Annotated in this window: 27 protein-coding genes; 7 read left to right on the forward strand and 20 right to left on the reverse strand. The window is 59.9% G+C overall.

Going from position 1 to position 23,146, the window contains the following annotated elements; translation table 11 throughout:
• The first annotated feature begins 107 nt into the window (after positions 1-107).
• Positions 108-998, forward strand: coding sequence for a LysR family transcriptional regulator (locus tag AGR7B_RS01070; RefSeq protein WP_080855823.1), 891 nt, complete (start codon positions 108-110; stop codon positions 996-998).
• On the opposite strand, the gene AGR7B_RS01075 is transcribed toward AGR7B_RS01070, so the two are convergent.
• From AGR7B_RS01075 to AGR7B_RS01090, 4 genes are all read right to left on the reverse strand, one after another.
• Complete coding sequence (locus AGR7B_RS01075) at positions 999-1,442, reverse strand: GNAT family N-acetyltransferase (RefSeq protein ID WP_080855824.1); 444 nt, start codon at positions 1,440-1,442, stop codon at positions 999-1,001.
• A gap of 1 nt (position 1,443) precedes the next feature.
• The gene (locus AGR7B_RS01080) at positions 1,444-2,394 is read right to left on the reverse strand and encodes an aldo/keto reductase (protein ID WP_080855825.1); all 951 of its coding nucleotides are present in this window, start codon (positions 2,392-2,394) and stop codon (positions 1,444-1,446) included.
• A 108-nt stretch (positions 2,395-2,502) separates the two neighbouring features.
• Positions 2,503-3,486, reverse strand: coding sequence for a GlxA family transcriptional regulator (locus tag AGR7B_RS01085; RefSeq protein ID WP_080855826.1), 984 nt, complete (start codon positions 3,484-3,486; stop codon positions 2,503-2,505).
• The gene (locus AGR7B_RS01090; protein WP_080855827.1) at positions 3,486-4,046 is read right to left on the reverse strand and encodes a cysteine hydrolase family protein; all 561 of its coding nucleotides are present in this window, start codon (positions 4,044-4,046) and stop codon (positions 3,486-3,488) included. The genes AGR7B_RS01085 and AGR7B_RS01090 overlap by 1 nt, the downstream gene beginning before the upstream one ends.
• A 180-nt stretch (positions 4,047-4,226) precedes the next feature.
• Here AGR7B_RS01090 and AGR7B_RS01095 point away from each other — a divergent pair, with 180 nt between their 5' ends.
• Positions 4,227-5,210, forward strand: coding sequence for a Gfo/Idh/MocA family protein (locus tag AGR7B_RS01095; protein WP_080855828.1), 984 nt, complete (start codon positions 4,227-4,229; stop codon positions 5,208-5,210).
• Here AGR7B_RS01095 and AGR7B_RS01100 read toward each other — a convergent pair.
• A complete protein-coding gene (locus AGR7B_RS01100; protein ID WP_065654671.1) occupies positions 5,207-5,578 on the reverse strand; it encodes a hypothetical protein in 372 nt (123 codons plus the stop codon). The two genes, AGR7B_RS01095 and AGR7B_RS01100, sit on opposite strands and share 4 nt — an antisense overlap.
• Before the next feature lie 12 nt (positions 5,579-5,590).
• The gene (locus AGR7B_RS01105) at positions 5,591-5,833 is read right to left on the reverse strand and encodes a hypothetical protein (RefSeq protein ID WP_020812414.1); all 243 of its coding nucleotides are present in this window, start codon (positions 5,831-5,833) and stop codon (positions 5,591-5,593) included.
• 189 nt (positions 5,834-6,022) lie between these two features.
• Between AGR7B_RS01105 and xseA the strand changes: the two genes are divergently transcribed.
• Positions 6,023-7,621 carry an exodeoxyribonuclease VII large subunit gene (gene xseA, locus AGR7B_RS01110; protein ID WP_080855829.1) on the forward strand — a complete coding sequence of 533 codons (1,599 nt, stop codon included), beginning with the start codon at positions 6,023-6,025 and terminating at the stop codon, positions 7,619-7,621.
• Here xseA and AGR7B_RS01115 read toward each other — a convergent pair whose 3' ends face one another.
• The 3 genes from AGR7B_RS01115 to AGR7B_RS01125 all read right to left on the reverse strand — a co-directional run bounded on the left by AGR7B_RS01115 (position 7,622) and on the right by AGR7B_RS01125 (position 10,187).
• Positions 7,622-8,824 carry a mandelate racemase/muconate lactonizing enzyme family protein gene (locus tag AGR7B_RS01115; RefSeq protein ID WP_080855830.1) on the reverse strand — a complete coding sequence of 401 codons (1,203 nt, stop codon included), beginning with the start codon at positions 8,822-8,824 and terminating at the stop codon, positions 7,622-7,624.
• Between the two features lie 47 nt (positions 8,825-8,871).
• Entirely contained in the window at positions 8,872-9,579 is a 708-nt protein-coding gene (locus tag AGR7B_RS01120) for a FadR/GntR family transcriptional regulator (protein ID WP_078051376.1), read from the reverse strand.
• Positions 9,580-9,686: 107 nt separating this feature from the next.
• A complete protein-coding gene (locus AGR7B_RS01125; RefSeq protein WP_162934012.1) occupies positions 9,687-10,187 on the reverse strand; it encodes a MarR family winged helix-turn-helix transcriptional regulator in 501 nt (166 codons plus the stop codon).
• A gap of 81 nt (positions 10,188-10,268) precedes the next feature.
• Here AGR7B_RS01125 and pecM point away from each other — a divergent pair, with 81 nt between their 5' ends.
• Positions 10,269-11,132, forward strand: a complete 864-nt coding sequence (gene pecM / locus AGR7B_RS01130; RefSeq protein ID WP_080855831.1) for a 4-hydroxybenzaldehyde efflux transporter PecM — start codon at positions 10,269-10,271, stop codon at positions 11,130-11,132.
• A gap of 6 nt (positions 11,133-11,138) precedes the next feature.
• Here pecM and AGR7B_RS01135 read toward each other — a convergent pair whose 3' ends face one another.
• The 3 genes from AGR7B_RS01135 to AGR7B_RS01145 form a co-directional block, all read right to left on the reverse strand.
• Positions 11,139-12,377, reverse strand: coding sequence for an aminopeptidase (locus AGR7B_RS01135; protein ID WP_080855832.1), 1,239 nt, complete (start codon positions 12,375-12,377; stop codon positions 11,139-11,141).
• 88 nt (positions 12,378-12,465) lie between these two features.
• On the reverse strand, positions 12,466-12,942 hold the full coding sequence (gene ybaK / locus AGR7B_RS01140; RefSeq protein ID WP_020812408.1) for a Cys-tRNA(Pro) deacylase: 477 nt from the start codon (positions 12,940-12,942) through the stop codon (positions 12,466-12,468).
• A 12-nt stretch (positions 12,943-12,954) separates the two neighbouring features.
• Complete coding sequence (locus AGR7B_RS01145) at positions 12,955-13,302, reverse strand: ArsC family reductase (protein WP_003520139.1); 348 nt, start codon at positions 13,300-13,302, stop codon at positions 12,955-12,957.
• Between the two features lie 237 nt (positions 13,303-13,539).
• Between AGR7B_RS01145 and AGR7B_RS25790 the strand changes: the two genes are divergently transcribed.
• On the forward strand, positions 13,540-13,707 hold the full coding sequence (locus AGR7B_RS25790) for a hypothetical protein (protein WP_003503889.1): 168 nt from the start codon (positions 13,540-13,542) through the stop codon (positions 13,705-13,707).
• 194 nt (positions 13,708-13,901) lie between these two features.
• Here AGR7B_RS25790 and AGR7B_RS01155 read toward each other — a convergent pair whose 3' ends face one another.
• Positions 13,902-14,618, reverse strand: coding sequence for a 2'-5' RNA ligase family protein (locus AGR7B_RS01155; protein WP_080855833.1), 717 nt, complete (start codon positions 14,616-14,618; stop codon positions 13,902-13,904).
• A 189-nt stretch (positions 14,619-14,807) separates the two neighbouring features.
• Between AGR7B_RS01155 and AGR7B_RS01160 the strand changes: the two genes are divergently transcribed.
• Both AGR7B_RS01160 and AGR7B_RS01165 read left to right on the forward strand, forming a co-directional pair.
• A complete protein-coding gene (locus tag AGR7B_RS01160) occupies positions 14,808-15,386 on the forward strand; it encodes a TetR/AcrR family transcriptional regulator (protein ID WP_065654664.1) in 579 nt (192 codons plus the stop codon).
• A gap of 143 nt (positions 15,387-15,529) precedes the next feature.
• The gene (locus AGR7B_RS01165; RefSeq protein ID WP_065654663.1) at positions 15,530-16,018 is read left to right on the forward strand and encodes a hypothetical protein; all 489 of its coding nucleotides are present in this window, start codon (positions 15,530-15,532) and stop codon (positions 16,016-16,018) included.
• Positions 16,019-16,057: 39 nt separating this feature from the next.
• Here AGR7B_RS01165 and guaA read toward each other — a convergent pair whose 3' ends face one another.
• From guaA to AGR7B_RS01200, 7 genes are all read right to left on the reverse strand, one after another.
• Positions 16,058-17,635, reverse strand: coding sequence for a glutamine-hydrolyzing GMP synthase (guaA, locus tag AGR7B_RS01170; RefSeq protein WP_080855834.1), 1,578 nt, complete (start codon positions 17,633-17,635; stop codon positions 16,058-16,060).
• 83 nt (positions 17,636-17,718) lie between these two features.
• Complete coding sequence (locus AGR7B_RS01175; protein ID WP_065654614.1) at positions 17,719-18,357, reverse strand: 5'-methylthioadenosine/S-adenosylhomocysteine nucleosidase; 639 nt, start codon at positions 18,355-18,357, stop codon at positions 17,719-17,721.
• Positions 18,354-18,803: a PaaI family thioesterase gene (locus AGR7B_RS01180; protein WP_003520131.1), complete on the reverse strand. Its 450-nt coding sequence runs from the start codon at positions 18,801-18,803 to the stop codon at positions 18,354-18,356. The genes AGR7B_RS01175 and AGR7B_RS01180 overlap by 4 nt, the downstream gene beginning before the upstream one ends.
• Positions 18,804-18,881: 78 nt before the next feature.
• Entirely contained in the window at positions 18,882-19,334 is a 453-nt protein-coding gene (locus tag AGR7B_RS01185; RefSeq protein WP_080855835.1) for a TspO/MBR family protein, read from the reverse strand.
• Positions 19,335-19,385: 51 nt separating this feature from the next.
• Positions 19,386-20,480, reverse strand: coding sequence for a DUF1513 domain-containing protein (locus tag AGR7B_RS01190; RefSeq protein ID WP_080855836.1), 1,095 nt, complete (start codon positions 20,478-20,480; stop codon positions 19,386-19,388).
• Positions 20,481-20,484: 4 nt separating this feature from the next.
• Positions 20,485-21,606, reverse strand: a complete 1,122-nt coding sequence (locus AGR7B_RS01195; RefSeq protein ID WP_080855837.1) for an imelysin family protein — start codon at positions 21,604-21,606, stop codon at positions 20,485-20,487.
• Positions 21,606-23,129, reverse strand: coding sequence for a di-heme oxidoreductase family protein (locus tag AGR7B_RS01200; protein ID WP_080855838.1), 1,524 nt, complete (start codon positions 23,127-23,129; stop codon positions 21,606-21,608). The genes AGR7B_RS01195 and AGR7B_RS01200 overlap by 1 nt, the downstream gene beginning before the upstream one ends.
• Positions 23,130-23,146: the final 17 nt, after the last annotated feature.

Below are 23,146 nucleotides of genomic sequence, written 5' to 3' on the forward strand. Positions count from 1 at the left end.
CCTTCCAAAGGAACCGCCCGTCATCAGGGCGTTATGAGAAAATAGCGTCTCATGGCGGTAAAAATAATCGCTGCAAATCCGCGTGGGTTGTTCTATCATTTAGAACAATGAACCGTGTGCAACTCTCCCAACTGGCTGTTCTCGCTGCCGTTGCCGAAGGCCGCAGCTTTCGCAAGGCCGCCGCCGAACTTGCCATTGCCCCTTCCGCCGTCAGCCATGCGGTGTCGTCGCTGGAGGCGAGTCTTGGCTTGCGTCTGCTTCATCGTACCACCCGCAGCGTTTCGCCGACAGAGGAGGGCAGGCGGCTTCTTGAAACACTTGGTCCGGCACTTGCCGATATCGATGCGGTCATCGAGACGCTTGCCGAGCAGGGCGGAAGACCGGCCGGCCCCCTGCGCATCACCCTGCCGCGGCTTGCTGCCGAGGACCTCATCGTGCCCCGGCTGGGTGAGTTCCTGCGGCTCTATCCCGATATTTCACTCGAAATCTCAACGGATGATCGTTTCGAGGATATTGTCGCGAAAGGTTTCGATGCGGGTTTGCGGCTTGGCGAGCACCTCGATGCGGATATGATTGCGGTAAAAGCCAGCGGCGCATGGCGCGGCGCGATTGTCGGCGCGCCCTCCTATTTCTCAGAAAATCCACCACCGCAGGATCCAAGGGATCTCATCCGGCATCGCTGTATCCGCCGGCGTTTCGCCAGCGGCCTTATCTATCGCTGGGAACTGGAGAAGAATGGCAAGCCATTGGTGGTTGATGTGCAGGGGCCGCTGATCCTGTCGGACCAGAGCCTTATTCGCCGGGCTGCCATCGACGGGGCAGGGCTTGCGTTCGTTTTCGAGCAGCGTGTTGAAGACGATATCCGGGCGGGCAGGCTTATCCGCGTGCTTGACGACTGGTGCGCCCCGTTCGACGGTTTTTACATTTATTATCCCTCGCGCCGGCAGATGAGGCCGGCGCTGAGGGCTTTCGTGGATTTCTTCCGCTTCAGGATTTGATCAGAACTTGATGCGATAGCGGATATGGCCGTCGCTCTTCACATAGCTGTCGTAGAGCTTCTGGGCGCGGTGATTGTCCTCGCCGGTGTGCCAGTACAGCCGTGACCAGCCCTTGTCCTTGCAGATGGCGACAAGATCATCCATCAGCGCCCGGCCCGTTCCCTTGCCGCGGATTTCGCCATCGACAAATAGGTCTTCCAGATAGCAGTCGGGCGTCTTTACCCAGGTGGAATCATGGAAGTGGTGAATGGCGAAACCGGCCATGCGGTCGCCGAGCATGGCCACGCGCATGGAAACACGGGATGCGGGATCGAGAATGCGTGCCCAGGTGTGCTCGGTCACCTCATCGGCAAGTTCGACATCATAAAAGGCAAGATAGTCGTTCCACAGGCGCAGCCATTCCGTCCGGTCAGCCGGCTGCGCATCGCGAATTCTGAGCTCCATGTTACGCACCCGCCTTGTCGAGCAGTGTCATCATCTCATCCGTCAGCTTTAACTCGACGGCGCGTTTGAAGCTTTCAAGCTGAGACAGGCTGGTGGCGCTGGCGATCGGCGCGGTTATCGCCTTCTTGCGCAACAGCCAGGCCAGTGCGATGTCGGCAAGTTTGGCCCCGGTTTCCACTGCCACGGCATCCATGGCGCCCAGAATGGCAAGCCCGCGCGTATTGACATATTCACCCACGCGATAGCTGCGGGCGACGCCTTCCGTATCGGCCTTGGCACGATATTTCCCGGTGAGGAAGCCGGCGGCGAGGCTGTAATAATTGATGACGCCGATTTCTTCCTTCTGGCAAAGCTCGGCAAGCGGACCTTCGAAATCCTTGCGGTTATAGAGATTATACTCCGGCTGCAGCACGTCATAACGGGGAAGATTGTTTTTTGCGGCCGTGTCCAGCGCTTCCTGAAGCTGGCTTGCGGAATAATTGGAGCAGCCGATGGCGCGGATTTTTCCCTGCTCCTTCAGCTTGCCGAAAGCGGCGAGCGTTTCCTCCAGCGGCACATCCGCATCCGGCTTGTGGGCGAGGTAAAGGTCGATGTAGTCGGTTTGCAGCCGCTTCAGCGACGCCTCCACGGCCTCTGCGATCCACTTGGCGCTGAGGCCTGTCTTTTGGCCGCGATTGTCAAAACCGACCTTGGTGACGATTACCGCATCTTCGCGCTTCACGCTCGACTGCTTCAGCCATTTGCCGATGATCGTCTCGGACTCGCCGCCCACATGTCCGTCCACCCATGCGGAATAGACATCCGCCGTGTCGATGGCGTTGAACCCGGCGTCGAAAAAGGCGTCGAGCAGGGCAAAGGAAGTCTTCTCATCCGCTGTCCAGCCGAACACGTTGCCGCCGAAGACGATCGGGGCGATGGAGAGGCCGGTGCGGCCGAGGCTTCGTTTTTCCACGGGGAATGCTCCTGTTGCTGTCTTGGTGGCAAGGTAGCAACTGCTCATCCGCATAACCATTCAATTCCTTTGATGGCATTCATCAGGCAGCGACAGGGTTTGAGATTATCAGGCCTGAAAACCGCGATAATGGCTGGGCGGGTAACGATTATGCTGCTGCCAGACACGCCGTAAATGCCGGGCGGAGGCAAAGCCCGCCCGTTCGGCAATGGCTTCCATATCCAGGCGACTGTTGGCGAGAATGTCGCGGGCGAGATTGACCCGCATCAGGTTGACGTAGTCGATGACGCTGATGCCGGTATGCTCGCGAAACAGTCGCGACAAATGCCTTTCGCTGAGCGCCGCAATATCGGCCAGCCGCTCCAGCGACCAGTCCTGCGCCGGCTCGGCCATCACACGGTCCTGAACCCGGTGAATGGCGGGGTGGATGTGGTTGCGGCCGGTCATCCAGGGGGAGATTTGCGGATCGTTGCCGCTGCGTCTGAGATAAACCACCATGGTTTTGGCAATACGCGCGGCGACAGCCGGGGATGTCAGCCGGGAAACCACATGCAGCATCAGATCGACGCCGGTGGAAATTCCGGCGCTTGAGAAGCGGTTGCCATCCTCGACGAAAAGGCGGTTTTCGGCCACCTGGGACAGCGGCGCGATGCGACGCAGCCCTTCAAGGCAATCGGCATGGGTCGTGCAGCTGCGCCCATCGAAAAGCCCGGCTTCGCCCGCCAGCAGCGCGCCGGAACAGATGGAAATGACTGTCGTATCGGGGCGCACAACACGGCGCAGCCATGCCGCCAGCACTTGCCGCTCTCGCCCTGTCTCCGGATCGTTGTCGAAGCGTGATGTGCTGCCGGAGATCAGCAGGAAAGCATTTTCCGGCAGGGTCGCAGGCAAGTTCTCCAGCCCTGAAAGCGCAAGACCGATGGAAGATTGCTGTTTGTCAGTCGCAGCAATGTAGCGGCAGTCGAAATGGATGTCCCGCTGTTCCCCATTGGCATAACGGATCACTTCGAGCGGGCCGGCAATATCGAGCAACAGCGCATGTGGCGGGACAAGCGTATAAAAGGGAATGGTGCGCGTGCCGCCTTTATCCATCAGGCGGCCTCTTTGACGGTGGCCAGTGCGTCATCGACGGTTACGATGCGCGCGAAGCGGCCGGCCAGTACCAGCTCGGTCCGCTTGCGGATATCGTCCGGGCTGAAGACGGTGCCGGAAGCATGTGTCATCGGGAAAGTCAGCGTCGCTTCGGTGACGTAATCGACGCTGTAACCAAGATCGGAAGCATGCCGGGTGGTGGTTTCGCAGCATTGTTCGGTGCGGATGCCGGAGACGATCAGCCGGTTGATGCCCTTCTGCGTCAGCCAGATTTCGAGGCCGGTGCCGGCAAAAGCCGAATGGCGGTTTTTGTGAAAGGTTACATCAGGGGTAATCCGCACACCCTCCAGCGCCCGGATATAGCCGCTGTCTTTTGAAAAGGCCCTGTCGCCATCGACGTGGAAGATTTGTACGACGGGAATGCCCGCAGCCCTGGCGCCGTCGATCAGTGCCTGCTGCTTCTCCAGATAGTCGGCAAGCTCGCTTTCCTCGAAGTAAGGGGCGTGCCGAAAGGACTCCTGAACGTCGATAACAAGCAGCGCTGTACGAGAAGAGGACATTTCATGTTTCTCCATTGGGTTCATGCATAGCATAATTCTTCTTATCCAGATCGGAGAAAAGCAGGCATTCCGACAAAGACAGGACACATTCAGCCATACTCTGCTCTGTCATGCATGTGCGGCTTGCCAGACCGTGTGACGATGGTAAGTTTCCGGCGGATGGCAGAGCGGGAGATTGGAATGCTGCGTTTCGGAATAATCTCAACGGCGAAAATCGCTCAGGATCACGTCATTCCGGCGATACAGGATGCGCAGAACTGCGTGGTCAGTGCTATCGCCAGCCGTGACCTCGCCAAGGCGCGCGCGGTGGCGGATCGTTTTTCCGTGCCCCACGCCTTCGGCTCCTATGAGGAGATGCTGGCCTCGGATGTGATCGACGCCGTCTATATCCCGCTTCCGACCTCGCAGCACGTGGAATGGACCATCAAGGCCGCCGATTCCGGCAAGCATGTTCTGTGCGAAAAGCCGATTGCATTGAAGGCTGGGGAGATCGACACCCTCATCGCCGCGCGTGACCGCAACCGTGTTGTCATTTCGGAAGCTTTCATGGTCACCTATGCGCCCGTCTGGGCGAAGGTGAAGGAGTTGCTGGCGTCCGGCGCGATAGGCACACTGAAGCATGTTCAGGGCGCTTTCAGCTATTTCAACCGCGATCCCGGCAATATGCGCAATATTCCCGAACTGGGTGGGGGAGCCTTGCCGGATATCGGCGTTTACCCGACCATCGTGACGCGCTTCGCTACCGGCGCGGAGCCCCGGCGCGTACAGGCCACCGTCGAGCGCGATAAGGAATTCGGCACAGATATCTATTCCAGTGTCAGGGCCGATTTCGGCGATTTCGAACTGAGTTTTTATTTGGCCACACAGCTTGCCGCCCGTCAGCTCATGGTTTTCCATGGCACTGAGGGGTACATTGAGGTCAAATCTCCCTTCAACGCCAATCGCTGGGGTGCGGAAGAGATCGAACTGACCAATCAGGCCCATAACCAGTCGCAAATCTTCCGGTTTCAGGACAGCCGCCAATATAAGCTGGAGGCGGAGGCCTTTGCCCGTGCGGCGAAGGGCGAAGGCGACGTCGTGACGCTGGAAAGCTCGAGAAAGAACCAGCTTTTCATCGACGCTATCTACCGGGCAGCGGAAAAGGATGGCTGGGAGACGGTTTAGTCCTGATCTTGCCGTTGCTTTTGAAGCCGCCAATAGCCGTAAAGCGCCAGCGCCAGCGCTGCGATTATTGAAAAGGCAAGCGGGACGAGCGGCTGCACGAGAGGATTGCGCCATTGCAGCAGGGCAAACAGGCCGACACTGACGATACGTGAGGTGAGCGTGACGGCATTCATCAGAAAGCTGTTCAGCCCGGCTGATGCCGCACCATTTGCACGGTTCAGCCGCCAGCTTGTTGCAAGCCCCGTTGCTGCACCCGGCAAACGGGCGGCCAGCGGATCGACGCCGAGATAGAAAATAAGCAGACAGGTAACGGCAAGGTCGGCGGCCAGTCCGCAAATCTCGGTCAGCGCAAAGTGCGGACGCCTCAAGACCGTGGGCTTTTATAAGGTTGGCTGGGTGGAACGCGGGCGCTGCAACACCAGAAGGCCGAGGACGACACCCACGACACCGAAATTGTAACCGGCGAGCGCCAGAAGCAGCGACATCAAGGGCACGGCCGTGGAAGAAAGTGCAATCGCCACGCCATAGGCACCGATAATCATCATGCAGATGAAAACGATGCTGAAAACCGAACGAAGCGCAACTGCGGTTACGCCGAGTGCTGTGGCGGTAAGAAAAATCATGATGCCGCCTCCTCTTTGGTTATCGGGCCTGGGGCAAGACGTAACGCCGTTTTCCCTAACGAACCCTTGTTTCCTCCTCCAATCCCCATTTTCCTAACTCGTTAGTTGAGGATATGGTTTCATCGCCGTTAAAATGAGGCTGGCTGGCGCCGGCATTTCCGAATCGACGGGTTTTGGTTACAAACGGGCATGAGCGATATCTTCTCCCACGCAGCATTGAGCAATCTTGCCGAGTTCTCGGTCTCCGAACTGTCGGGTTCCATCAAGCGCACGGTGGAGACGGCTTTCGAACAGGTGCGGGTGCGTGGCGAGATTTCCGGCTATCGCGGTCCGCATTCTTCAGGACATGCCTATTTCTCGCTGAAAGACGACCGCGCCCGTATCGATGCGGTGATCTGGAAAGGCACCTTCTCGCGGCTGAAGTTCCGCCCGGAAGAGGGCATGGAAGTCATTGCCACCGGCAAGGTCACAACTTTTCCCGGCTCGTCGAAATACCAGATCGTCATAGAAAGCCTCGAGCCTGCCGGCGCCGGCGCGCTGATGGCGCTCTTGGAAGATCGCCGCCGGCGTCTGGCGGCGGAAGGGCTGTTCGATGCGGCCCGCAAGCGCCGGCTGCCCTTCATGCCGCATGTCATCGGCGTCGTTACCTCGCCCACGGGCGCTGTCATTCGCGATATTCTTCACCGCATTTCGGATCGATTTCCTGTCCATGTGGTCGTCTGGCCGGTCAAGGTGCAGGGCGAAGGTTCGGGCGAAGAAGTGGCGAACGCCATTCGCGGTTTCAATGCGCTTCAGCCCGGCGGTGAGATTGCGCGGCCGGATGTGCTGATTGTCGCGCGTGGCGGCGGCAGTCTGGAGGACCTCTGGAGCTTCAACGACGAAATCGTCGTACGCGCCGCTGCCGAAAGCGAAATCCCGCTGATTTCCGCCGTCGGGCATGAAACCGATACGACCTTGATCGACTACGCTGCCGATGTGCGTGCGCCGACCCCGACGGGGGCCGCCGAAATGGCCGTGCCGGTGCGGGCTGAACTGGAAGCGCAGCTTTCCGGTCTTGCCGCCCGTCTTTCAGGCTCTGTATCGCGGCAGATGGACAATCGCCGTCAGGGCGTGCGGGCGCTGGTGCGCGCGTTGCCGTCGCTCGATCAGCTTCTGGCCCTGCCGCGCCGCAGGTTCGACGAGGCCGCGAGCGGTCTCGGGCGTGGACTGGAATTGACAACCCTGAACAAGCGCCGCGCTTTTGAGCGGTCCGCTTCGGGTCTCAGGCCGGAAACCCTGCTGAACGGTCTCAAACAGCACAGGCAACGGATTACCGAGCGCATGCACCGGGCCGAGACCCTGGTGGAGCGCCGTCTGCTGCAGGGTAAAGGCCGTGTCGATGCCTTCGATTCCGCGCTGCGTTCGCTTCCCGCCCGGCTGCTCGGCCAGGTGGAGCGGCAGAAGGAGCGGGTCGTCACTGGTGCGCGCCGGGCCGATACGGCCGTATTGCACCGCATGACGCAGAATCGTGCGGGCCTTGCCGCCCATGACCGCATCCTGCAATCGCTCTCTTATAAAAACGTGCTGAAACGCGGTTATGCCGTGATCCGCGATGAGGAGAACAGGCCGCTGACCCGCGCTGCCGCTATTGCTTCAGGTGCTGTGGTCTCGATGGAATTTGCCGATGGCCGCGTCTCGGCCATCACGACGGGGGAGGGAGCGCCATCCCCGGATAACCCCATAGTGCCAAAAAAGAAGCCGGCGAAACCGGCTTCTTCCGATCCGGGCAATCAGGGCAGCCTGTTCTGATCAGATCGACGCCGCATCCGAAAAACGGCGGCTGACGGTGAAGGTCTTTTCGATATCGGGGTGCAGTTCCATGCCAAGGCCGGCGCCTGGCGGCACGGTTATCGTGCCGTTCTTCACCTCAGGCAATGCGGTGACGAGATCGCGATACCAGGTCTTGTAGAAGGCGCGCACGCTTTCCTGCACCAGCGCGTTTGGCGCGTTGAGCGACAGATGGGTGGAGGCGCAGAGCACCACCGGCCCGGTGCAATCATGCGGGGCGACGGGCAGATGCCAGGCTTCCGCCATAGAAGCGATCTTGCGCGCCTCCGAAAGCCCGCCGCACCAGCTGATGTCCAGCATCACCACACCGGCAGCACCTGTCTCCAGCAGATCGCGGAAGGCCCAGCGGGAGCCGAGTGTTTCCGAGGCGGAAATCGGCGCGGGTGAAACGGCGGCATAACGCGTCAGGCTGGAAAGACTGTCCATCTTGATCGGGTCTTCATGCCAGAAGGTCTGGTAGGGGGTGAGCGCCTTGGCGATCTGCATGGCGGGCAGAAGCTGCCACATGGAGTGAAACTCCACCATGATATCCATCTTGTCACCCACTGCCTTGCGGATTTTTTCAAATGGCTCGAGCGCGCTTTTCAGGTCCGGCATCGAGATATATTGCCCGCGCGTCTTTTCCGCCGCCGCGTCAAAGGGCCAGATCTTCATGGCGGTGATGCCGTCTTCCAGCAGCGAATGGGCAAGCTCGTCCGCCCGGTGCAGGAAGCCGTTCAGGTCGTCATAATCCTTGCCGCCGGAAAGGCCATAATTGGCGGTCTGCTGCCCGGTCGCCTTCTTGATATATTCGGTGCCCGCGCAGGTGTTGTAGGTGCGGATTTCCTTGCGGCTGAAACCGCCGAGAAGCTGGGCGATGGGCTGGTTTGTCGCCTTGCCGAAAATATCCCACAGCGCAATATCGAAGGCGGAATTGCCGCGCACTTCCGCGCCCGATGAACGGAAGCCGAGATAACCGACGAGGTCCTGCGCCAGAAGGTCGATCTGCAGCGGGTCGCGGCCGATCACGCGGGGGGCGATGTATTCGTGCACATAGGTCTCCACCGTCTCGGCGCCATAAAAGGTTTCGCCAAGCCCGGTAATGCCCTCATCGGTGTGGACCAGAACCCAGAGCAGGTTTGCCCGTTCCGCCACACGGACGGTCTCGAGTTTCGTGATTTTCATGAAAGTGTCTCCTCCAGAAATTTTCGTCTGGGATTGCGTTGAAAAAATCAGGCTATGCCGGCGGCCAGAAGCGCATGCACGCTTTCATCGAAATGCCGCGCCATCAGCGTTGAGGCCGTTTGCGGGTCACCGGCGGCAATGGCCTGCCCGATGGCGATATGAAGTTCCCCGGCTGCATGACGCTGCGCGTCGGATGTTCGGCTCTTCCATCCGATCGGCCATGTCTGGCGCGTCACGTTTTGAAAGGCGCCGAGAATGAGTTCGAAAACCGGGTTCTTCGAGGCTCGGGCAACGGCGAGGTGAAAAGCAAGGTCGTGTTCCATGACCTTGTCATTGTCACCGAAATCCCGCTCCATATTGTTGGCATGGTCGAGAATGGTGAGCGCTTCCGCATCCGTTCGCCTCAGTGCCGCGAGCGTCACGGTTCTGACTTCGATCGTGCGGCGCACGTCGTAAATCTGCTGGATGTTGATCTGTTCGGTGTGAATGCCATGTTCGAACATCAAGGACATTGCACCGTGATCCAGCGTCGCCACCGTCGCGCGCTTGCCGGCACTCACGTCGATCAACCGCATGGCCGAGAGGGACCGGAAAGCCTCGCGAACGACGGTGCGGGAGACACCTAGCTGCTGCGAGAGCGAAAGCTCGCTGGGGAGCTTCGCTCCCGGTGCAAGTTCGTTTTCGCGGATATGGCGGGTGATAGCGCCGATCGTGCTGCTGACGAGACCGGACTCATGCGAAATGGCAGTTAACATTTTTCCTCCAACCTGTAGTACAGGTTTATGGAAAATTGCTTACAGGATTTTTCGGAGCGAAACAAGCGCCATCCCGGAGCCATTGTGTGTTTGTCGGGCCGAAAAGCCTACTTTTCGAAATCCCGCAAAAACCGTTTCAGCAGTCGGTTCAGCGTCACACGCTCTTCTTCGCTGAGACCGGCGACCAGGCGATGCTGGTTTTCGACGTGAGCGCCTGCCGCTTCCTCGACAATGGCAAATCCCCGTTCCGTCAACGATATCAGGACGCTGCGCCGGTCGTTCGGGTTACGGATACGCTCCACCAGCCCGGCTTTCTCGAGTTGGTCGATCCGGTTGGTCATGGTGCCGGAACTCACCATCGTCATGGCCAAAAGATCGCCAGGGGAGAGCCTGTAGGGGGAGCCGGAGCGCCGCAATGTCGCCAGCACATCGAAAGCGGACGAGGAAAGCCCGTGCTTCAGCAGCACCGCCTCCACCTCCCGGCCGAGATGGGTGGCGAGCCGGTTCAGGCGCCCGAGCAGCCCCATGGGACCGACATCGAGATCGGGCCGCTCCCTGCGCCATTGCGCCAGAATGTGATCGACATGGTCCAACGGTTCTTTGCTCATCACCAAGGCATAACAATTGATGTCTTGACGTCAAGATAAAATCGGCTAGATTGCATTTATCTTGATATAGAGATTCTTGAAATGAAGAAAAATCCGACCTATGCCGCCGATGTGGTGGTGACCGCCCTTGCCCCCGCCATCTGGGGAACCACCTATTTCGTGACGACCGAATTTTTGCCGCACGGCTATCCCTTTCATGTCGCGATGCTGCGCGCATTCCCGGCCGGCGTGCTTTTGCTGCTTTTTGTAAGAAAGCTGCCGCACGGTATCTGGTGGCCGCGCAGCTTCATTCTCGGGGCGCTGAATTTCTCGTTCTTCTGGGCGATGCTTTTTGTGTCGGCCTATCGGCTGCCGGGCGGCGTGGCGGCAACGGTGGGTGCAGTCCAGCCCCTGATCGTGATTGGCCTTTCCCGGCTGTTTCTCGCCGCACCCGTCCGGCCGCTTGCCATCGCGGCCGGTTTTCTGGGCATTGTCGGCGTCGCGCTTCTGGTTCTGGCGCCGGGCGCTGCGCTGGATGGTATCGGTGTGGCGGCAGGTCTTGCCGGTGCCGTCTCCATGGCTTTCGGAACGGTGTTGACCCGCAAATGGCGGCCGCCGGTGTCGAACCTCACATTCACCGCCTGGCAATTGACGGCGGGCGGCCTTCTGTTGCTGCCGGTCGCCTATTTCCTGGAGCCGGCCCTGCCGACGCCGACAGCGGCCAATATTCTCGGCATGGCCTATCTGGGACTTGTCGGTGCTGCCCTGACCTATTTTCTGTGGTTTCGCGGGCTTGCCCGCATCGAACCTTCCGCCGCCGCATCGCTCGGCTTCCTAAGCCCGGTCGTTGCAACCCTGCTCGGCTGGCTGGCGCTCGGCCAAAGCCTCACGCCAGCGCAGATCGTCGGTTTCGTTGCGGTGCTTTTCAGCATCTGGCTCAGTCAGCGCAGCCAGTTGCCGAGATAGGTGTCGTCAGGCCCATTCGCCCTTGCGCATCACCGGAACCGTGGAGCCGTCCGGCTTCACACCGTCAATATCCACATTGTCGGAGCCGATCATCCAGTCAATGTGGATCAGGCTTGAGTTGCCGCCCTGCGCCTTGATTTCATCCTGCGACAGCGAAGCGCCGTCGAGGAAGCATTTCGAATAGCATTGGCCGAGCGCAATGTGGCAGGAGGCGTTTTCATCGAACAGCGTATTGTAGAACAGGATGCCGCTTGCAGAGATCGGCGAGGAATGCGGCACCAGCGCCACTTCGCCGAGACGCCGCGCGCCCTCGTCGGTGTCGAGCACCTTGTTCAGCACCGCTTCGCCCTTCGAAGCCTTGGCTTCGACGATGCGGCCGGCTTCGAACTTCACCTGGATGTCGTCAATCAGCGTTCCTTGATGCGATAGCGGCTTGGTGCTGGAGACGTAACCGTCGACACGCAGCGCATGCGGGGTGGTGAAGACCTCTTCCGTTGGGATATTCGGGTTGCAGGTCACGCCATTCTTGGCGGTGGAGGCGCCGCCATGCCATTCATGGCCGTCGGCGAGACCGATCTTCACATCCGTGCCGGGGCCGGTGAAATGCAGCGCAGAGAAGCGCTCACCGTTCAGCCATGCCGAACGTTTGGCGAGATTGGCATTGTGCTCGGCCCAGGCCGCGACCGGATCGGTCAGATCCACCCGCGACGCGGCGAAGATGGCGTCCGCGAGCTTGCGGACCGCTTCGTCTTCCGCGAGACCGGGGAAAACCTGCTTTGCCCAGGAGGGGTTCGGATAGGAGATGATGTTCCAGTTGATGTCGAAATTAGAAATCTTCTCCAGCGCCGGCTTGTAGGCCGTGGAGTTGGCCTTGTTGGCGCGGGCTACCTTGGCGGGGTCCTGTTCGGCCAGCAGCATGGGATTGTCGCCGGCAATCGCCAGCCGCGCCGCGCCATTGGCATAGGCCTTCGCCATGCCTTCATAAAGCCAGCCGGAAGCCCGGTCGAAATTGGCGTCGCTGGCGTGGCGATAGCGGGCAAGCGTGGTTTCTTCGTCGGAATAGAAAGTGGTGACCAGTCCGCCACCCGCCATATAGGCGTGTTTGGTCAAAAATCGCACCAGCGGCAGGGCTGCCAGCGGTGCGGTAATCACCAGATCCTGATCCTTCTGCAATTGCAGGCCGACCTTGACGGCGACTTCGGCCAGTTTTTCGAGTTTGACGGGATCGATGGGGGAAACGGTCATGATCTGCCTTCGTCTATTTCAATAGGAGGCGCCGACCATAGCCCATTCCTTCCGAAAGCCAAATGCTTTCAGGCGCGCATCCCGCGCTTCAATCGGCGACCAGCGGCGCGGCAATCGCCTTCAGTGCGCTTTGGGCATCGCGGGGCGAAAGCCTAACCTGCAGGCCGCGTTGTCCGCCATTCATGTAGACATAATCATGCGCCATGGCCCCGGCCTCAATGGCCGTTGGCACCTGTTTCTTCTGCCCGAAAGGGCTGATGCCACCGACATGATAACCGGTGGCGCGCTCCGCATCGGCAGGCTTCATCATGCTGGCGGATTTGCCTCCGAAGGCGGCGGCTAGCTTCTTCATGCTGACCTCGCGATCCGAAGGGACGACGACGCAGACCGGCTTGCCATCCAGCTCCGCCATCAGCGTTTTCAGCACCAGATGCGGTGGTTCACCGATCGCCTCGGCCGCCTGCAGGCCGATGCGGTCGGCATTCGGGTCGTAATCATAGGTGACGGTGGTGAAGGCAACGCCGGCCTTGGTCAGCATTTGGGTGGCACGGGTTGTTTTGGACATGGCGGGCTGCGTTCACGCAAAAAGGGTCTGGTAGGTTTCAGGCTTGAAGCCGACGGTTATCCTGCCCTTCGCTTCCAGCACGGGACGCTTGATCATGGAGGGCTGTTCCAGCATCAGCCCGATGGCCTTCTCACGGGTGAGATCGGCCTTCTGGCCGTCATCGAGTTTCTTGAAGGTCGTGCCGGCGCGGTTGAGAACCGTTTCCCAGCCCGCGGCATCGCACCATGTTTCCAGATGAGCACGGTCGATGCCGGCCGCCTTATAGTCATGGAAAGAATAGTCGACACCGTTGGCTTCCAGCCAGCTTCTGGCCTTCTTCATCGTGTCGCAGTTCTTGATGCCGTAAATCGTGACCGTCATGCCATCTGCCTCGTCGTCTCTAAAAGCACTTCCGGCATAACAAAATATCCGTCTTATTCAACCCGCCTCCTGAAGTGCCCTGCGCATATACCCCGTCCTGCCGCTTAAGCCATGCAAAATCGCAATGGCTGATATCCAAACGAGCGCGAGCAAAGCTGCATGGCTTCCCTGCTGCATCATGAGTTGTAGAACGGGCCGGAAATGCCCATTATCTGGGCATCAAAGATGGAGAGAAAAATGCGTCAGGTTGCAAAGACATCGCGTAACTTCTTCGGTGAAACTTTCGCCGTTCTCGGTGCAGCGCTCTCGGTTTCGGCCGCTGTTCGCGCACATCGTAAGCCCGCCCGCGCCGATCTCGAAGCCCTCGGCATCGACGGCAAGGCTTTCGACAAGGTACAGCTCTAAGCTGGTCATCATCCGTTGCGAGGCGATATCGCCTCGCTTGCGTTCGATAACCGGATCGGTTTTCGGCTGGCGCGGCGGATATGCGGCTGGCGCAAAAAAAGCGCCGGATTCGCACAAGAAGGCTCCGCATAGTTCCCCATGGAGAGTGCGGAAAAATTGTCGGTATCAGAGCGCTACGCCGCTTCAGGTGCATGTTATCGCACTGACGCCCTTTGTGTCGGCCGTTTCGAAGGTCCGATCACTTTTTCCGGCAAATGGAGCTGGCTTTCAGGCCGTTCATAACGCTCCGCTTTCGGCGAGAGTGCGAAGCGCCCGAGCAGTTCATGCCGTGTTTCGCCATTGTGGCTGAAAACGAGTTCGAAGCTCCCCGCAAGCCAGCTATAGGGTTTGTCAGCCGGCATCAACTCAATTTTCCCGCAGCCGTAGATAACGGTGAGATGTGGCGTAAACGACGATGCGGCGACATAGGGCAGGTTTGCCCGCCGCAGGGCGCGCTGCACCATTTTCGCCAGAGCCCTAAGTTCCTGCATCTCGCGGCTGCTGTGTAGCGCCAGACTGTTGCGATTGCCGAAAAGCGATGTTCCATCGAATGTGATCGGAACGGGCCGAGCCTTGATCTCCCCCAGCGCTGCCTTCAGCCTTTCTACTAGCCCGTGAGGCACGGTCTCGAAACCTCCGATACAGAGCAGGGTTATGTGCAGAAGCTCCGGCGGATAGGCCTCACGCTTCGTCCGCCCTGCGGCATGGCGCGCCGCATCGGCAAAAATTCGTTCCGCCAGGGCGGCCGGCGGTTTCACCGTGATCAAGAGCTTGCTGCTAAATCGCGGATTGAAACGCCGTATTTTCTCCGGCTCCCATCCTTCGAAGAAAAGCTGCCTTAAACCTCCTTCATTTGCCAACCCAAAACCCATAGCGATGCTCCACGGCCTTTGCCTGGGCCGGGATATTATCACCAACGGCAATAATTAAAAGAACAAAAAGAGAACAAAAGCCTTGGGTGCTTACCCGATGCCGGGAAATAGCCGGGAGCGCCTTTTCGCAGCCGCAGGTAAAAACCGCCTGATATTGACATTCTACCTACTAATTGGTAGGCAGCTCTCATGAAAAATCCACAGACCAAAGCCGATGAAATCCTCCGTTGCGCACGCTCCCTGATCATAAAGGGCGGCTACAACAGTTTCAGCTATGCCGACGTTTCCGCCGTGGTCGGCATTCGCAATGCGAGCATTCACCATCACTTTCCCAGCAAGTCCGATCTGGTCCAAAAACTCGTTGCGCAATACAGGCAGGAGGCGGAAGCGGGTATCGCCGAACTGGAGCAAAACATTTCCGACCCGCTCGAACAGCTCCGCGCCTATATCGGCTATTGGGAGGGCTGTATCGCCGAGGCCACTCACCCCTTCTGCGTCTGCGCTCTGCTCGCCAGTGAAATTCCGGTTCTTCCTGAAACAGTCGCTCTTGAAGTGCGCACGCATTTTCGAAGTCTCTCCGACTGGCTCACCGCCGTTCTGGAACGTGGCGTTGCCCAGGGGCGCCTCGCGCTGAACGGAACCGCCAGAGCCAATGCTGAAATCTTCATGGCTACCGTGCATGGCGCGATGCTTTCCGCCCGTGCCCATGGTGATGCGACGACTTTTGGCGCAATAACCCGCCCCATGCTGGAGCGCATGGCCGCTTGAAACTGCAGTTTCGCGAGGGAGCTCGATGCATGACCCGAGCGGCACGCCACCGAAAAAATAGACCGTAGTAAGCTGGCAGATTTGTCGATGACGGACTGCTTCCCGGACCACCACGTCCTTTTGGACGAGAAAGGCAATCTCTCATGTTCGGAATTTCTCCGCTCGGCTGGATCCATACGCTTGGAAGCCTGCCGGCCATTCCCGCCGCCATTTACATGTTTGCCCGCCACGGTCGAATCGTTCCCCGATCAGCGCCAGGCACTCTTTATCTTGTCTCCATGCTGATTGGCGCTGCGACGGTCTTCCTCGTGGCGCATCAGCCGATCAGTTACGGCGTTGGCGTCCTGACCATCCTGTTCCTGCTCGCAGGTTACGGCATCGAAGGCGTTCTGGGTTCAACGCGCATGGCCAGATATATCGAAACCATCTGTCTCAGCATCAGTGCGTTTCTTTTGATGGTCCCGACGGTGAGCGAAATCCTGCGTCGTGTTCCAGACGGTCACCCTCTGGTTACGGACCTGAAATCGCCGCTGCTTCTCGGCGCTCAGGCAGGGTTGCTGGCGATCCTCGTGGTTGGCCTGACCGCCCAGATCATCTATCTCGCACGGCAAAACAGAAACGCCGCGAACTAGTCGCGGCGTCATCTTTATAGGACCTGTCGAGTATAGTCCTTATTCCCACTCGATCGTGCCGGGCGGCTTGCTCGTCACGTCATAGACGACGCGATTGATGCCGCGCACTTCGTTGATGATGCGGGTTGCTGCGCGGCCAAGGAAATTCATGTCGTAGGGATAGAAATCCGCCGTCATGCCATCCACCGAGGTCACGGCGCGAAGCGCGCAGACGAAGTCATAGGTACGGTAATCGCCCATGACGCCCACGGTCTGCACCGGCAGCAGCACGGCGAAAGCCTGCCAGATGGTGTCGTAGAGACCGGCTTTGCGGATTTCATCGAGATAGATCGCATCCGCCTTGCGCAGAATATCGAGCTTCTCGCGTGTGATCGCGCCGGGGCAGCGGATTGCGAGACCCGGACCCGGGAAGGGGTGGCGGCCGATGAAGCTGTCCGGCAGGCCGAGTTCACGGCCGAGCGCGCGCACTTCATCCTTGAAGAGTTCGCGCAGCGGCTCGACAAGCTGCATGTTCATCCGCTCGGGAAGGCCGCCGACATTGTGGTGACTCTTGATGGTGACCGAGGGGCCGCCGGAGAAGGAGACGCTTTCGATGACGTCAGGGTAAAGCGTGCCCTGCGCCAGGAAATTCGGTGCGCCCTTGCCATCGGCAGCAATCTTGGCCGCTTCGGCCTCGAAGACCTCAATGAACAGGCGGCCGATGGTCTTGCGCTTCACTTCCGGATCGGAAACGCCCGACAGTTCGCCGAGGAACAGGTCGGCGGCATCCACATGCACCAGCGGAATATTGTAGTGGTCGCGGAACATGCCGACGACCTGCTCGCTTTCGCCAAGCCGCATCAGGCCGTGGTCGACATAAACGCAGGTCAGCTGGTCGCCGATCGCCTCATGAATGAGGATGGCCGCAACCGAGGAATCGACGCCGCCAGAAAGCGCGCATAGAACGCGGCCTGTGCCGACCTGATCGCGGATCTTGCGGATCATTTCGGCGCGATAGGCGGCCATCGTCCAGTCGGATTTGAGGCCGACGATCTTGTGCACGAAATTGGAGAGCAGCTTGCCGCCGTCCGGCGTATGCACCACTTCCGGGTGGAACATGGTGGAGTAGTAGTGACGCGTCTCGTCCGCGGCGATGGCGAAAGGTGCGTTCTCGGAGGTCGCGATGACCTCGAAACCTTCCGGCAGCTTCGTCACGCGGTCGCCATGGCTCATCCAGACCGGATAGCTCTTGCCCTGCTCCCAGAAGCCTTCGAAAAGCGGGCTCGCCTTTTTGATGTCGATATCGGCGCGGCCGAATTCCGCCGCATGGCCACCCTCGACCACACCGCCGAGCTGCGTGCAGAGCGTCTGCTGGCCGTAGCAGATGCCGAGGATCGGAACCTTGCTGTCGAACACCGCCTGCGGTGCGCGCGGGCTTCCTTCCGCCGTGACAGATGCGGGGCCGCCGGAGAAGATCACGCCCTTGGGCTGAAGCTTCTCGAACGCCTCTGCGGCATTCTGAAACGGATGGATTTCGCAATAGACCCCGGCTTCGCGGATGCGGCGCGCAATCAGCTGCGTCACCTGGCTGCCGAAATCGATGATGAGAATGCTGTCGGGATGGGCTATCTGGGTCATGGCGAGCCTTTAAAGAAAATGGCGGCTTTAGGCAACCCGGAAGCGGGCGTCAAACAGCGGAAATTTGCGAAAATCGCAAGGTTCTAAAGGGCAATCACGCCGTCCTCGATGGCGCGGCAAAGCCGATGGACGGCATCCGCCAGCTTTTCATCGATGATGTGCAGGTACTCCGTCCAGTCGTCCACATGGTTCACATCCACCTTGCCATCGGAAATGCCGCGCAGACTGACGAGCGGTACGCCGAAGCGCTGGCAGGCTCTTAAAACCGCGAAGGTTTCCATTTCCACCATATCGGCGTCGATCAGCCCGTAGGCCTCACCCGAAACGACATTGGCGCCCGTGGAAAGCCGCGCCTCGGCAATTTCAGGTATTCGAAAAGGCAAGGCCACTTCGGCGGGCAGATCGAGCAGCGGCGTGCAGCCCTTTTCGAAACCGAAGGCGGAGGCGTCCATGTCGCGATAGGAAACCGAAATCGCCTGATAGATGCCGGTTTGCTCCAGCGTCCGCGAACCGGCCGAACCGAGCGAAACGACGAGGTCCGGCAGGTGATCGGCCGCATCGAGACCGGCAAGAACGGCCGTGACCGCAATCGCCGCCTCGACCGGGCCGATACCGGTCATCAGCGGCGCAATGCGTGCCTGGAGATGGGGACCGTATTCGGGGGAAGCGGCCATGACAAAGAGGACGGATTTATCCGCGACATGCAAAAGCCGGTAGCTCATCCGGTAATATCCTCGCGACCCTTCACCACCATCATCGTGCCCGTCATGGAGGCGATCAGCTTCGCCGGTCCGTCGGACAGCGCATAGGCGCGGCCATCGGCGACGATCAGGTTGTTCCCTGGCTTGATGATCTCGCCGCGAAACAGGAACCGCTCGCCGCGCCCGGGCGACATGAGGTTGACCTTGAACTCGATGGTCAGCAGCGAGGCTTCCGGCTCGATGATCGTATAAGCGGCATAGGTGCAGGCCGTATCCAGACCGGCGGCGATGACGCCCGCATGTAATATGCCGTGCTGCTGCGTCAGCTTTTCATGAAAAGGAAGCTCGATTTCCACCAGCCTGTGTTCGATACGGCTGATCTCGGCGTTAATCGCCTGCACCACGCCCTGCCGCGCAAAGCTTCTTTCTATCCGCTGACGAAAATCGCCGGGATCCGTGATCTCCATGTCCTACCCGCCTGCTTCTGCCTCATCGCAAACTGACATGGCGCGTGGCGGCAGGCAAGGCAAGGGCGGTGCGGGGATTTAGTTCAACATGCCGATGCTTGCATTCAGCACCGTGGCAAAGGCGACCCATACGGCATAGGGCACGAAAAGCCACATGGATAGGCGGTCACGGCGGCAGGTGAGCGCCATAAAGGCGACGATGCAGATCAGCATCGGAACGATGATGACGAGCGCCCCCGCCGGGCTTTGCATTCCGAAAAAAATCGGAGACCACAGGAAGTTCAGCACCATCTGCGTGAACCACAGCCGCATGCGCGTTCCCATCGGCTTGCGGATCCATGTCCGTGCGCCGGCAATGCCGATCAGCACGTAAAGCGCGGTCCAGACGGGCCCGAAAATCCAGTTGGGCGGATTGAAGAAAGGCTTCTGCAGCGATTGATACCATTCGCCGGGCACATTGTTGACGCCGATCAGCGCCCCCACGGCAACAACAACAACCACAAAAATGACATAGACGGCAAGGTTTCTCATGATCCGTCAAATGCGCCGGCCGTGCTTTTGTTCCCCTGTCTTTTCAGTATTTTAGCTGGACAGACGCACGATGTGCTGATCCCACGCCACGTCGCTGCGCCGGGTCTCGAAAAATCCGTCATAGGAAGAAACCGCAATGCCTCTCGCGGCGGGCGCGACGCCTGCCGCTTCCCGCACGGTCGTCTCGGAAACGACGCGCCCGGTTTTCGCATCCAGCGTCACGGCGGCGTTGCCGTTCGGTGATGTCAGGCCCACCAGCCCATCGCGCCGGTTGACGGCAATGGCCCCGACATAATTGGCAAGGCGCACCGTCGTTTCTTCCGGCAGATCGACGAAGGTGAGAGCCTCGCCCCTGGAGAAATGGCCGACAAGCGGCGGGAGATCGTTGCGCGGTCCCTCATATTGGCAGGCGAACCAGATACGCCCGTCATCGCCGAGATCGACATGGCGGGTGGAAAGCTGCCGCAGATGGGCCGGCATGGCGTGTTTCTGGATCACTTGCCCGGTCGCCGCATCCAGAAGCACGAGGGACGGCTGCATGTTGTCGATATTGAGCTTGGTTCGGCCGAAATCCGGATGGGTTTCGATGCCGCCATTGGCGATCACGATCAGCCGCCCGTCATCGCTCACCGTCATGTCATGCGTGCCGATGCCATGCGCATCATATTCGCCGATGCGGGTAAAGCCGTTGCGGGCGTCATACAGCCCGATAACGCCGCGATTGCCGTCGAAGTCGTTTTCGCTGGCATAGAGGATTGCGTCGTCAGGGGAGAATTGCCCGTGGCCGTAGAAGTGGCGGTTTTCCGGCGTGTGCATCACGATCGGTTCGCCGCGTCGCGCGGGGTCGAAGGCCATGAAGAAGGTGCCGGGCCGGCGCGCAAAGGCCACGGTCATGCCGGTCGTGTGGCTCGTCGCCATTCCATGGGCGCGGGCAGGAAGCGCGACACGGTCGATGATCTCGCCGCGTTCGCTCACCGTCGCAATGCCGTAGGACCCGTCACGGGCGCGGAAGGCGGAGGCAAAGACCGCGTCTGTCCGCTCCAGCGCAAAAAGTGAACGGGGAGCCAGCGCGGCGAGGAAGGGAACTCCCGCCGCTTTGATGAAGCTGCGGCGATCTATCAGCATCCGTTTGGTGCCGGAGATCATCGGCTCAGTCCCCATCGGCGAAGGAGAAGCCGGAGCTGAGGCCGATCGCGCCGCCATATTGATCGTTCAAGCGGTAGATCAGGTCTTTGCCATTGAGCAGCAGATAATCCACCTTGGCGCGCTGATCGTCCTGATCCAGCGCCTTTTGCACATCCGTATTGATGGTCCCGGCAACGCGGATCATCGATTTGGCGATGAAATCGATGGAGTTGACGATGGAGCGCTGATCGGGCGGTACGAGTTCGACCATATCCGCCGTGTGCAGCAGGGTCTGAACCGCCTTGATATTGGTGGCAATGCTCTGCCATGTCAGGCCGGAGCGCCAATAAATGGCGGTGCGGGGAAATCTTGCCTTGTCCGGTCCCTTGTAGAAGGTTTCGATCCGCTGGTCGCGAATGGCTTCGGAGCCATGGACAAGAATGCCGAGCAGGGCGACCAGCGCCTCGCGCTCGTCACGAAAGACGGGGTTGTCCGCTCCGGGCTGCGTCCAGTTTTTCTGCGCGCCGTCAGTCGCATTCCAGCTGTCAGAAAGTTCCGTTGCCACATTGGCGATATTGCCGGCGATAGCGGCGCCATAGCGGCAGCGGAAATCACCCTTCCTGTCGAGCAACTCTTCCGCTCCGGTTCCGTAAAGCACGAACTCAAGAGCGCCGAGCCCCTGCGCCGCAACGCTCTTGCCGCTCAGGCCATCCGCACTCGTGACGCTTTCATCCTTTTCGGTGAGATAACGCTGCACCTGCTTCAGCCCGAGACCCTTCTTGTCGGGATAATAAAGCACGCGTTCGAAACGGTTCTTCTCGATGACAGGGCCGACACGCACGATCTCGATGGTCGACCAGCTTGACACCGTATCGACAAAGGCCGCCTTGGCCGCCGCTGCGGTCGTTTCGGAGGGAGCGGTGCAGAAAGCTTTCATGCGGCCTTCCAGCGTCTCCGCCGACTGCCGGAAGCGGTCATAGCCGGGACGGATGAAGCCGTTCACCGCCTTTTCCATCACGCCCTGCACCTGAACCGGGTCGAGCGGCGGCGGCGGCATCAGCTCCACATCCTGCGCCCTTGCCGGCGGCGTGGTCAGAAGCAGCAGCACGGACATGACGCCAGAAATTTTTCGCATGGCATTTTTCATCAAAGGGACTCCAGAAAGGCCAGCAAAGCCTGCCGGTCGGATTTTTGCAAGGCGGCAAAGGCGTCGCGCGCTTTTTGCCCTTCGCCGCCGTGCCACAATATCGCTTCCGTCAGGCTGCGCGCCCGCCCGTCATGCAGGTAAAAACCGTTGCCATTGACCTTTTGCGTCAGGCCTATGCCCCAGAGCGGCTGGGTTCGCCACTGCCGTCCGCTGGCTTCGCCCACCTGCTGGCCATCGGCAAGTCCTTCGCCCATGTCATGCAGCAGAAAATCGGAATAGGGCCAGATCAGCTGGAAAGCATGCATTGGGTCGGCGGTGTCGCGGCGTGTGACGAATTTCGGGGTGTGGCAGGCCGTACAGCCGGAGGCGTAGAAAAGCTGCTTTCCCCGCAGAACCGTCGGATCATCGACGTTGCGGCGTCGCGGCACGGCGAGGTTTTCGGTGTAGAAGGTCACGAGATCGAGAACCGGATCAGGCGCCTCCACCGGCCCGAGCCTCAGCTGCACGCCGGTCGGCATGGCAAGACAGTCCTTCTGGACACCGGTACAGTCGCCATAGGCATTCGGCGCATCCGGTGAGGAAATGCCGATATCGTGGGAGAAGGCGCTGGCGCTCTGGTCTCGCACGCTCGCATTCTGCGCTTTCCAGCCAAACCGCCCGAGTTTCACCTCGCCGGTCCGATGGTCTTTGACCCATGCGGGACGCCCGGCAATGCCGTCGCCATTGTTGTCGTCCGGGTCGGCCCTGGCCAGAATATCGGCCTCGGCAATGGCCTCGATCAGGCCAAGACCGAGGGTGGGCATGGCAATGCGCGCCGAAAGCGTCGTGTCGGCGCCAAGCGGACCATATTGCAGGTTCTCCACGGCATAGCTGGGCTTGCGCAGCATCACCACCTCACCATCCGCCAGCTGAACCGGCTCTTCCGTATAGGTGATGACCGGCTTGCCTTCGGCGGCGAGGCCGGGAATGGCCAGGTTCTGAAGCTGCCGGCCATAGGTCTCATCGGGAAAATTTAAGGTCTGGTGGCTGGCAATGGCCTGTCGTTCGGCTTCATTGCGCGCCGGTCGCGCCAGCCGCAGAAACAGCGAGACGGCGTCTTCTCCGGCAAAGGGCGGTCGACCCCTGCCATCCTTCACATGGCAGGTCTGGCAGGATCGGGCGTTGAAGAGCGGCCCGAGCCCGTCCGAGGCCTGTGTGGAGGACGGAGAGGAGACCCAGAGCTTCTGGAACAGTGCGTTGCCGAGCTTGAAATCCTGCTTCCGTTCGAGCGGCATTGTAGCGGAAGGATGGGAGAACGCGCCGCTGTCGGCCCTGTTGGTGCTGGTTGTTGCTCCGCCGGACATGGCTTCGAAAGGTTCCGGCCCGGTAAAATCTGCCGTTGGCGCAGTCACGGCCAGCACGCGGCTTCGATCTTTCTCCGTCAGATCGTTGCGCAGCGGTTCGGCAAGCGCCATCGACGCCACAAGGCAGGCTGCCCCGGCGAAGAAGAATGGCTTGCGGATCGGCGGCAGCAAAAATTGCATGACAAGAAGGGCGGGTG

The sequence above is a fragment of the Agrobacterium deltaense RV3 genome, assembly GCF_900013505.1.
In the GTDB taxonomy this organism is placed as follows: domain Bacteria; phylum Pseudomonadota; class Alphaproteobacteria; order Rhizobiales; family Rhizobiaceae; genus Agrobacterium; species Agrobacterium leguminum.

What these genes read in the sequence shown, in the direction of transcription:
- AGR7B_RS01070 (WP_080855823.1), top strand. Translation starts at nt 108, where the DNA reads ATGAACCGTGTGCAACTCTCCCAACTGGCTGTTCTCGCTGCCGTTGCC.
- AGR7B_RS01075 (WP_080855824.1), bottom strand. Translation starts at nt 1,442, where the DNA reads ATGGAGCTCAGAATTCGCGATGCGCAGCCGGCTGACCGGACGGAATGG.
- AGR7B_RS01085 (WP_080855826.1), bottom strand. Translation starts at nt 3,486, where the DNA reads ATGGATAAAGGCGGCACGCGCACCATTCCCTTTTATACGCTTGTCCCG.
- AGR7B_RS01090 (WP_080855827.1), bottom strand. Translation starts at nt 4,046, where the DNA reads ATGTCCTCTTCTCGTACAGCGCTGCTTGTTATCGACGTTCAGGAGTCC.
- AGR7B_RS01095 (WP_080855828.1), top strand. Translation starts at nt 4,227, where the DNA reads ATGCTGCGTTTCGGAATAATCTCAACGGCGAAAATCGCTCAGGATCAC.
- AGR7B_RS01105 (WP_020812414.1), bottom strand. Translation starts at nt 5,833, where the DNA reads ATGATTTTTCTTACCGCCACAGCACTCGGCGTAACCGCAGTTGCGCTT.
- xseA (WP_080855829.1), top strand. Translation starts at nt 6,023, where the DNA reads ATGAGCGATATCTTCTCCCACGCAGCATTGAGCAATCTTGCCGAGTTC.
- AGR7B_RS01115 (WP_080855830.1), bottom strand. Translation starts at nt 8,824, where the DNA reads ATGAAAATCACGAAACTCGAGACCGTCCGTGTGGCGGAACGGGCAAAC.
- AGR7B_RS01120 (WP_078051376.1), bottom strand. Translation starts at nt 9,579, where the DNA reads ATGTTAACTGCCATTTCGCATGAGTCCGGTCTCGTCAGCAGCACGATC.
- AGR7B_RS01125 (WP_162934012.1), bottom strand. Translation starts at nt 10,187, where the DNA reads ATGAGCAAAGAACCGTTGGACCATGTCGATCACATTCTGGCGCAATGG.
- pecM (WP_080855831.1), top strand. Translation starts at nt 10,269, where the DNA reads ATGAAGAAAAATCCGACCTATGCCGCCGATGTGGTGGTGACCGCCCTT.
- AGR7B_RS01135 (WP_080855832.1), bottom strand. Translation starts at nt 12,377, where the DNA reads ATGACCGTTTCCCCCATCGATCCCGTCAAACTCGAAAAACTGGCCGAA.
- ybaK (WP_020812408.1), bottom strand. Translation starts at nt 12,942, where the DNA reads ATGTCCAAAACAACCCGTGCCACCCAAATGCTGACCAAGGCCGGCGTT.
- AGR7B_RS01145 (WP_003520139.1), bottom strand. Translation starts at nt 13,302, where the DNA reads ATGACGGTCACGATTTACGGCATCAAGAACTGCGACACGATGAAGAAG.
- AGR7B_RS25790 (WP_003503889.1), top strand. Translation starts at nt 13,540, where the DNA reads ATGCGTCAGGTTGCAAAGACATCGCGTAACTTCTTCGGTGAAACTTTC.
- AGR7B_RS01155 (WP_080855833.1), bottom strand. Translation starts at nt 14,618, where the DNA reads ATGGGTTTTGGGTTGGCAAATGAAGGAGGTTTAAGGCAGCTTTTCTTC.
- AGR7B_RS01160 (WP_065654664.1), top strand. Translation starts at nt 14,808, where the DNA reads ATGAAAAATCCACAGACCAAAGCCGATGAAATCCTCCGTTGCGCACGC.
- AGR7B_RS01165 (WP_065654663.1), top strand. Translation starts at nt 15,530, where the DNA reads ATGTTCGGAATTTCTCCGCTCGGCTGGATCCATACGCTTGGAAGCCTG.
- guaA (WP_080855834.1), bottom strand. Translation starts at nt 17,635, where the DNA reads ATGACCCAGATAGCCCATCCCGACAGCATTCTCATCATCGATTTCGGC.
- AGR7B_RS01175 (WP_065654614.1), bottom strand. Translation starts at nt 18,357, where the DNA reads ATGAGCTACCGGCTTTTGCATGTCGCGGATAAATCCGTCCTCTTTGTC.
- AGR7B_RS01180 (WP_003520131.1), bottom strand. Translation starts at nt 18,803, where the DNA reads ATGGAGATCACGGATCCCGGCGATTTTCGTCAGCGGATAGAAAGAAGC.
- AGR7B_RS01185 (WP_080855835.1), bottom strand. Translation starts at nt 19,334, where the DNA reads ATGAGAAACCTTGCCGTCTATGTCATTTTTGTGGTTGTTGTTGTTGCC.
- AGR7B_RS01190 (WP_080855836.1), bottom strand. Translation starts at nt 20,480, where the DNA reads ATGATCTCCGGCACCAAACGGATGCTGATAGATCGCCGCAGCTTCATC.
- AGR7B_RS01195 (WP_080855837.1), bottom strand. Translation starts at nt 21,606, where the DNA reads ATGAAAAATGCCATGCGAAAAATTTCTGGCGTCATGTCCGTGCTGCTG.
- AGR7B_RS01200 (WP_080855838.1), bottom strand. Translation starts at nt 23,129, where the DNA reads ATGCAATTTTTGCTGCCGCCGATCCGCAAGCCATTCTTCTTCGCCGGG.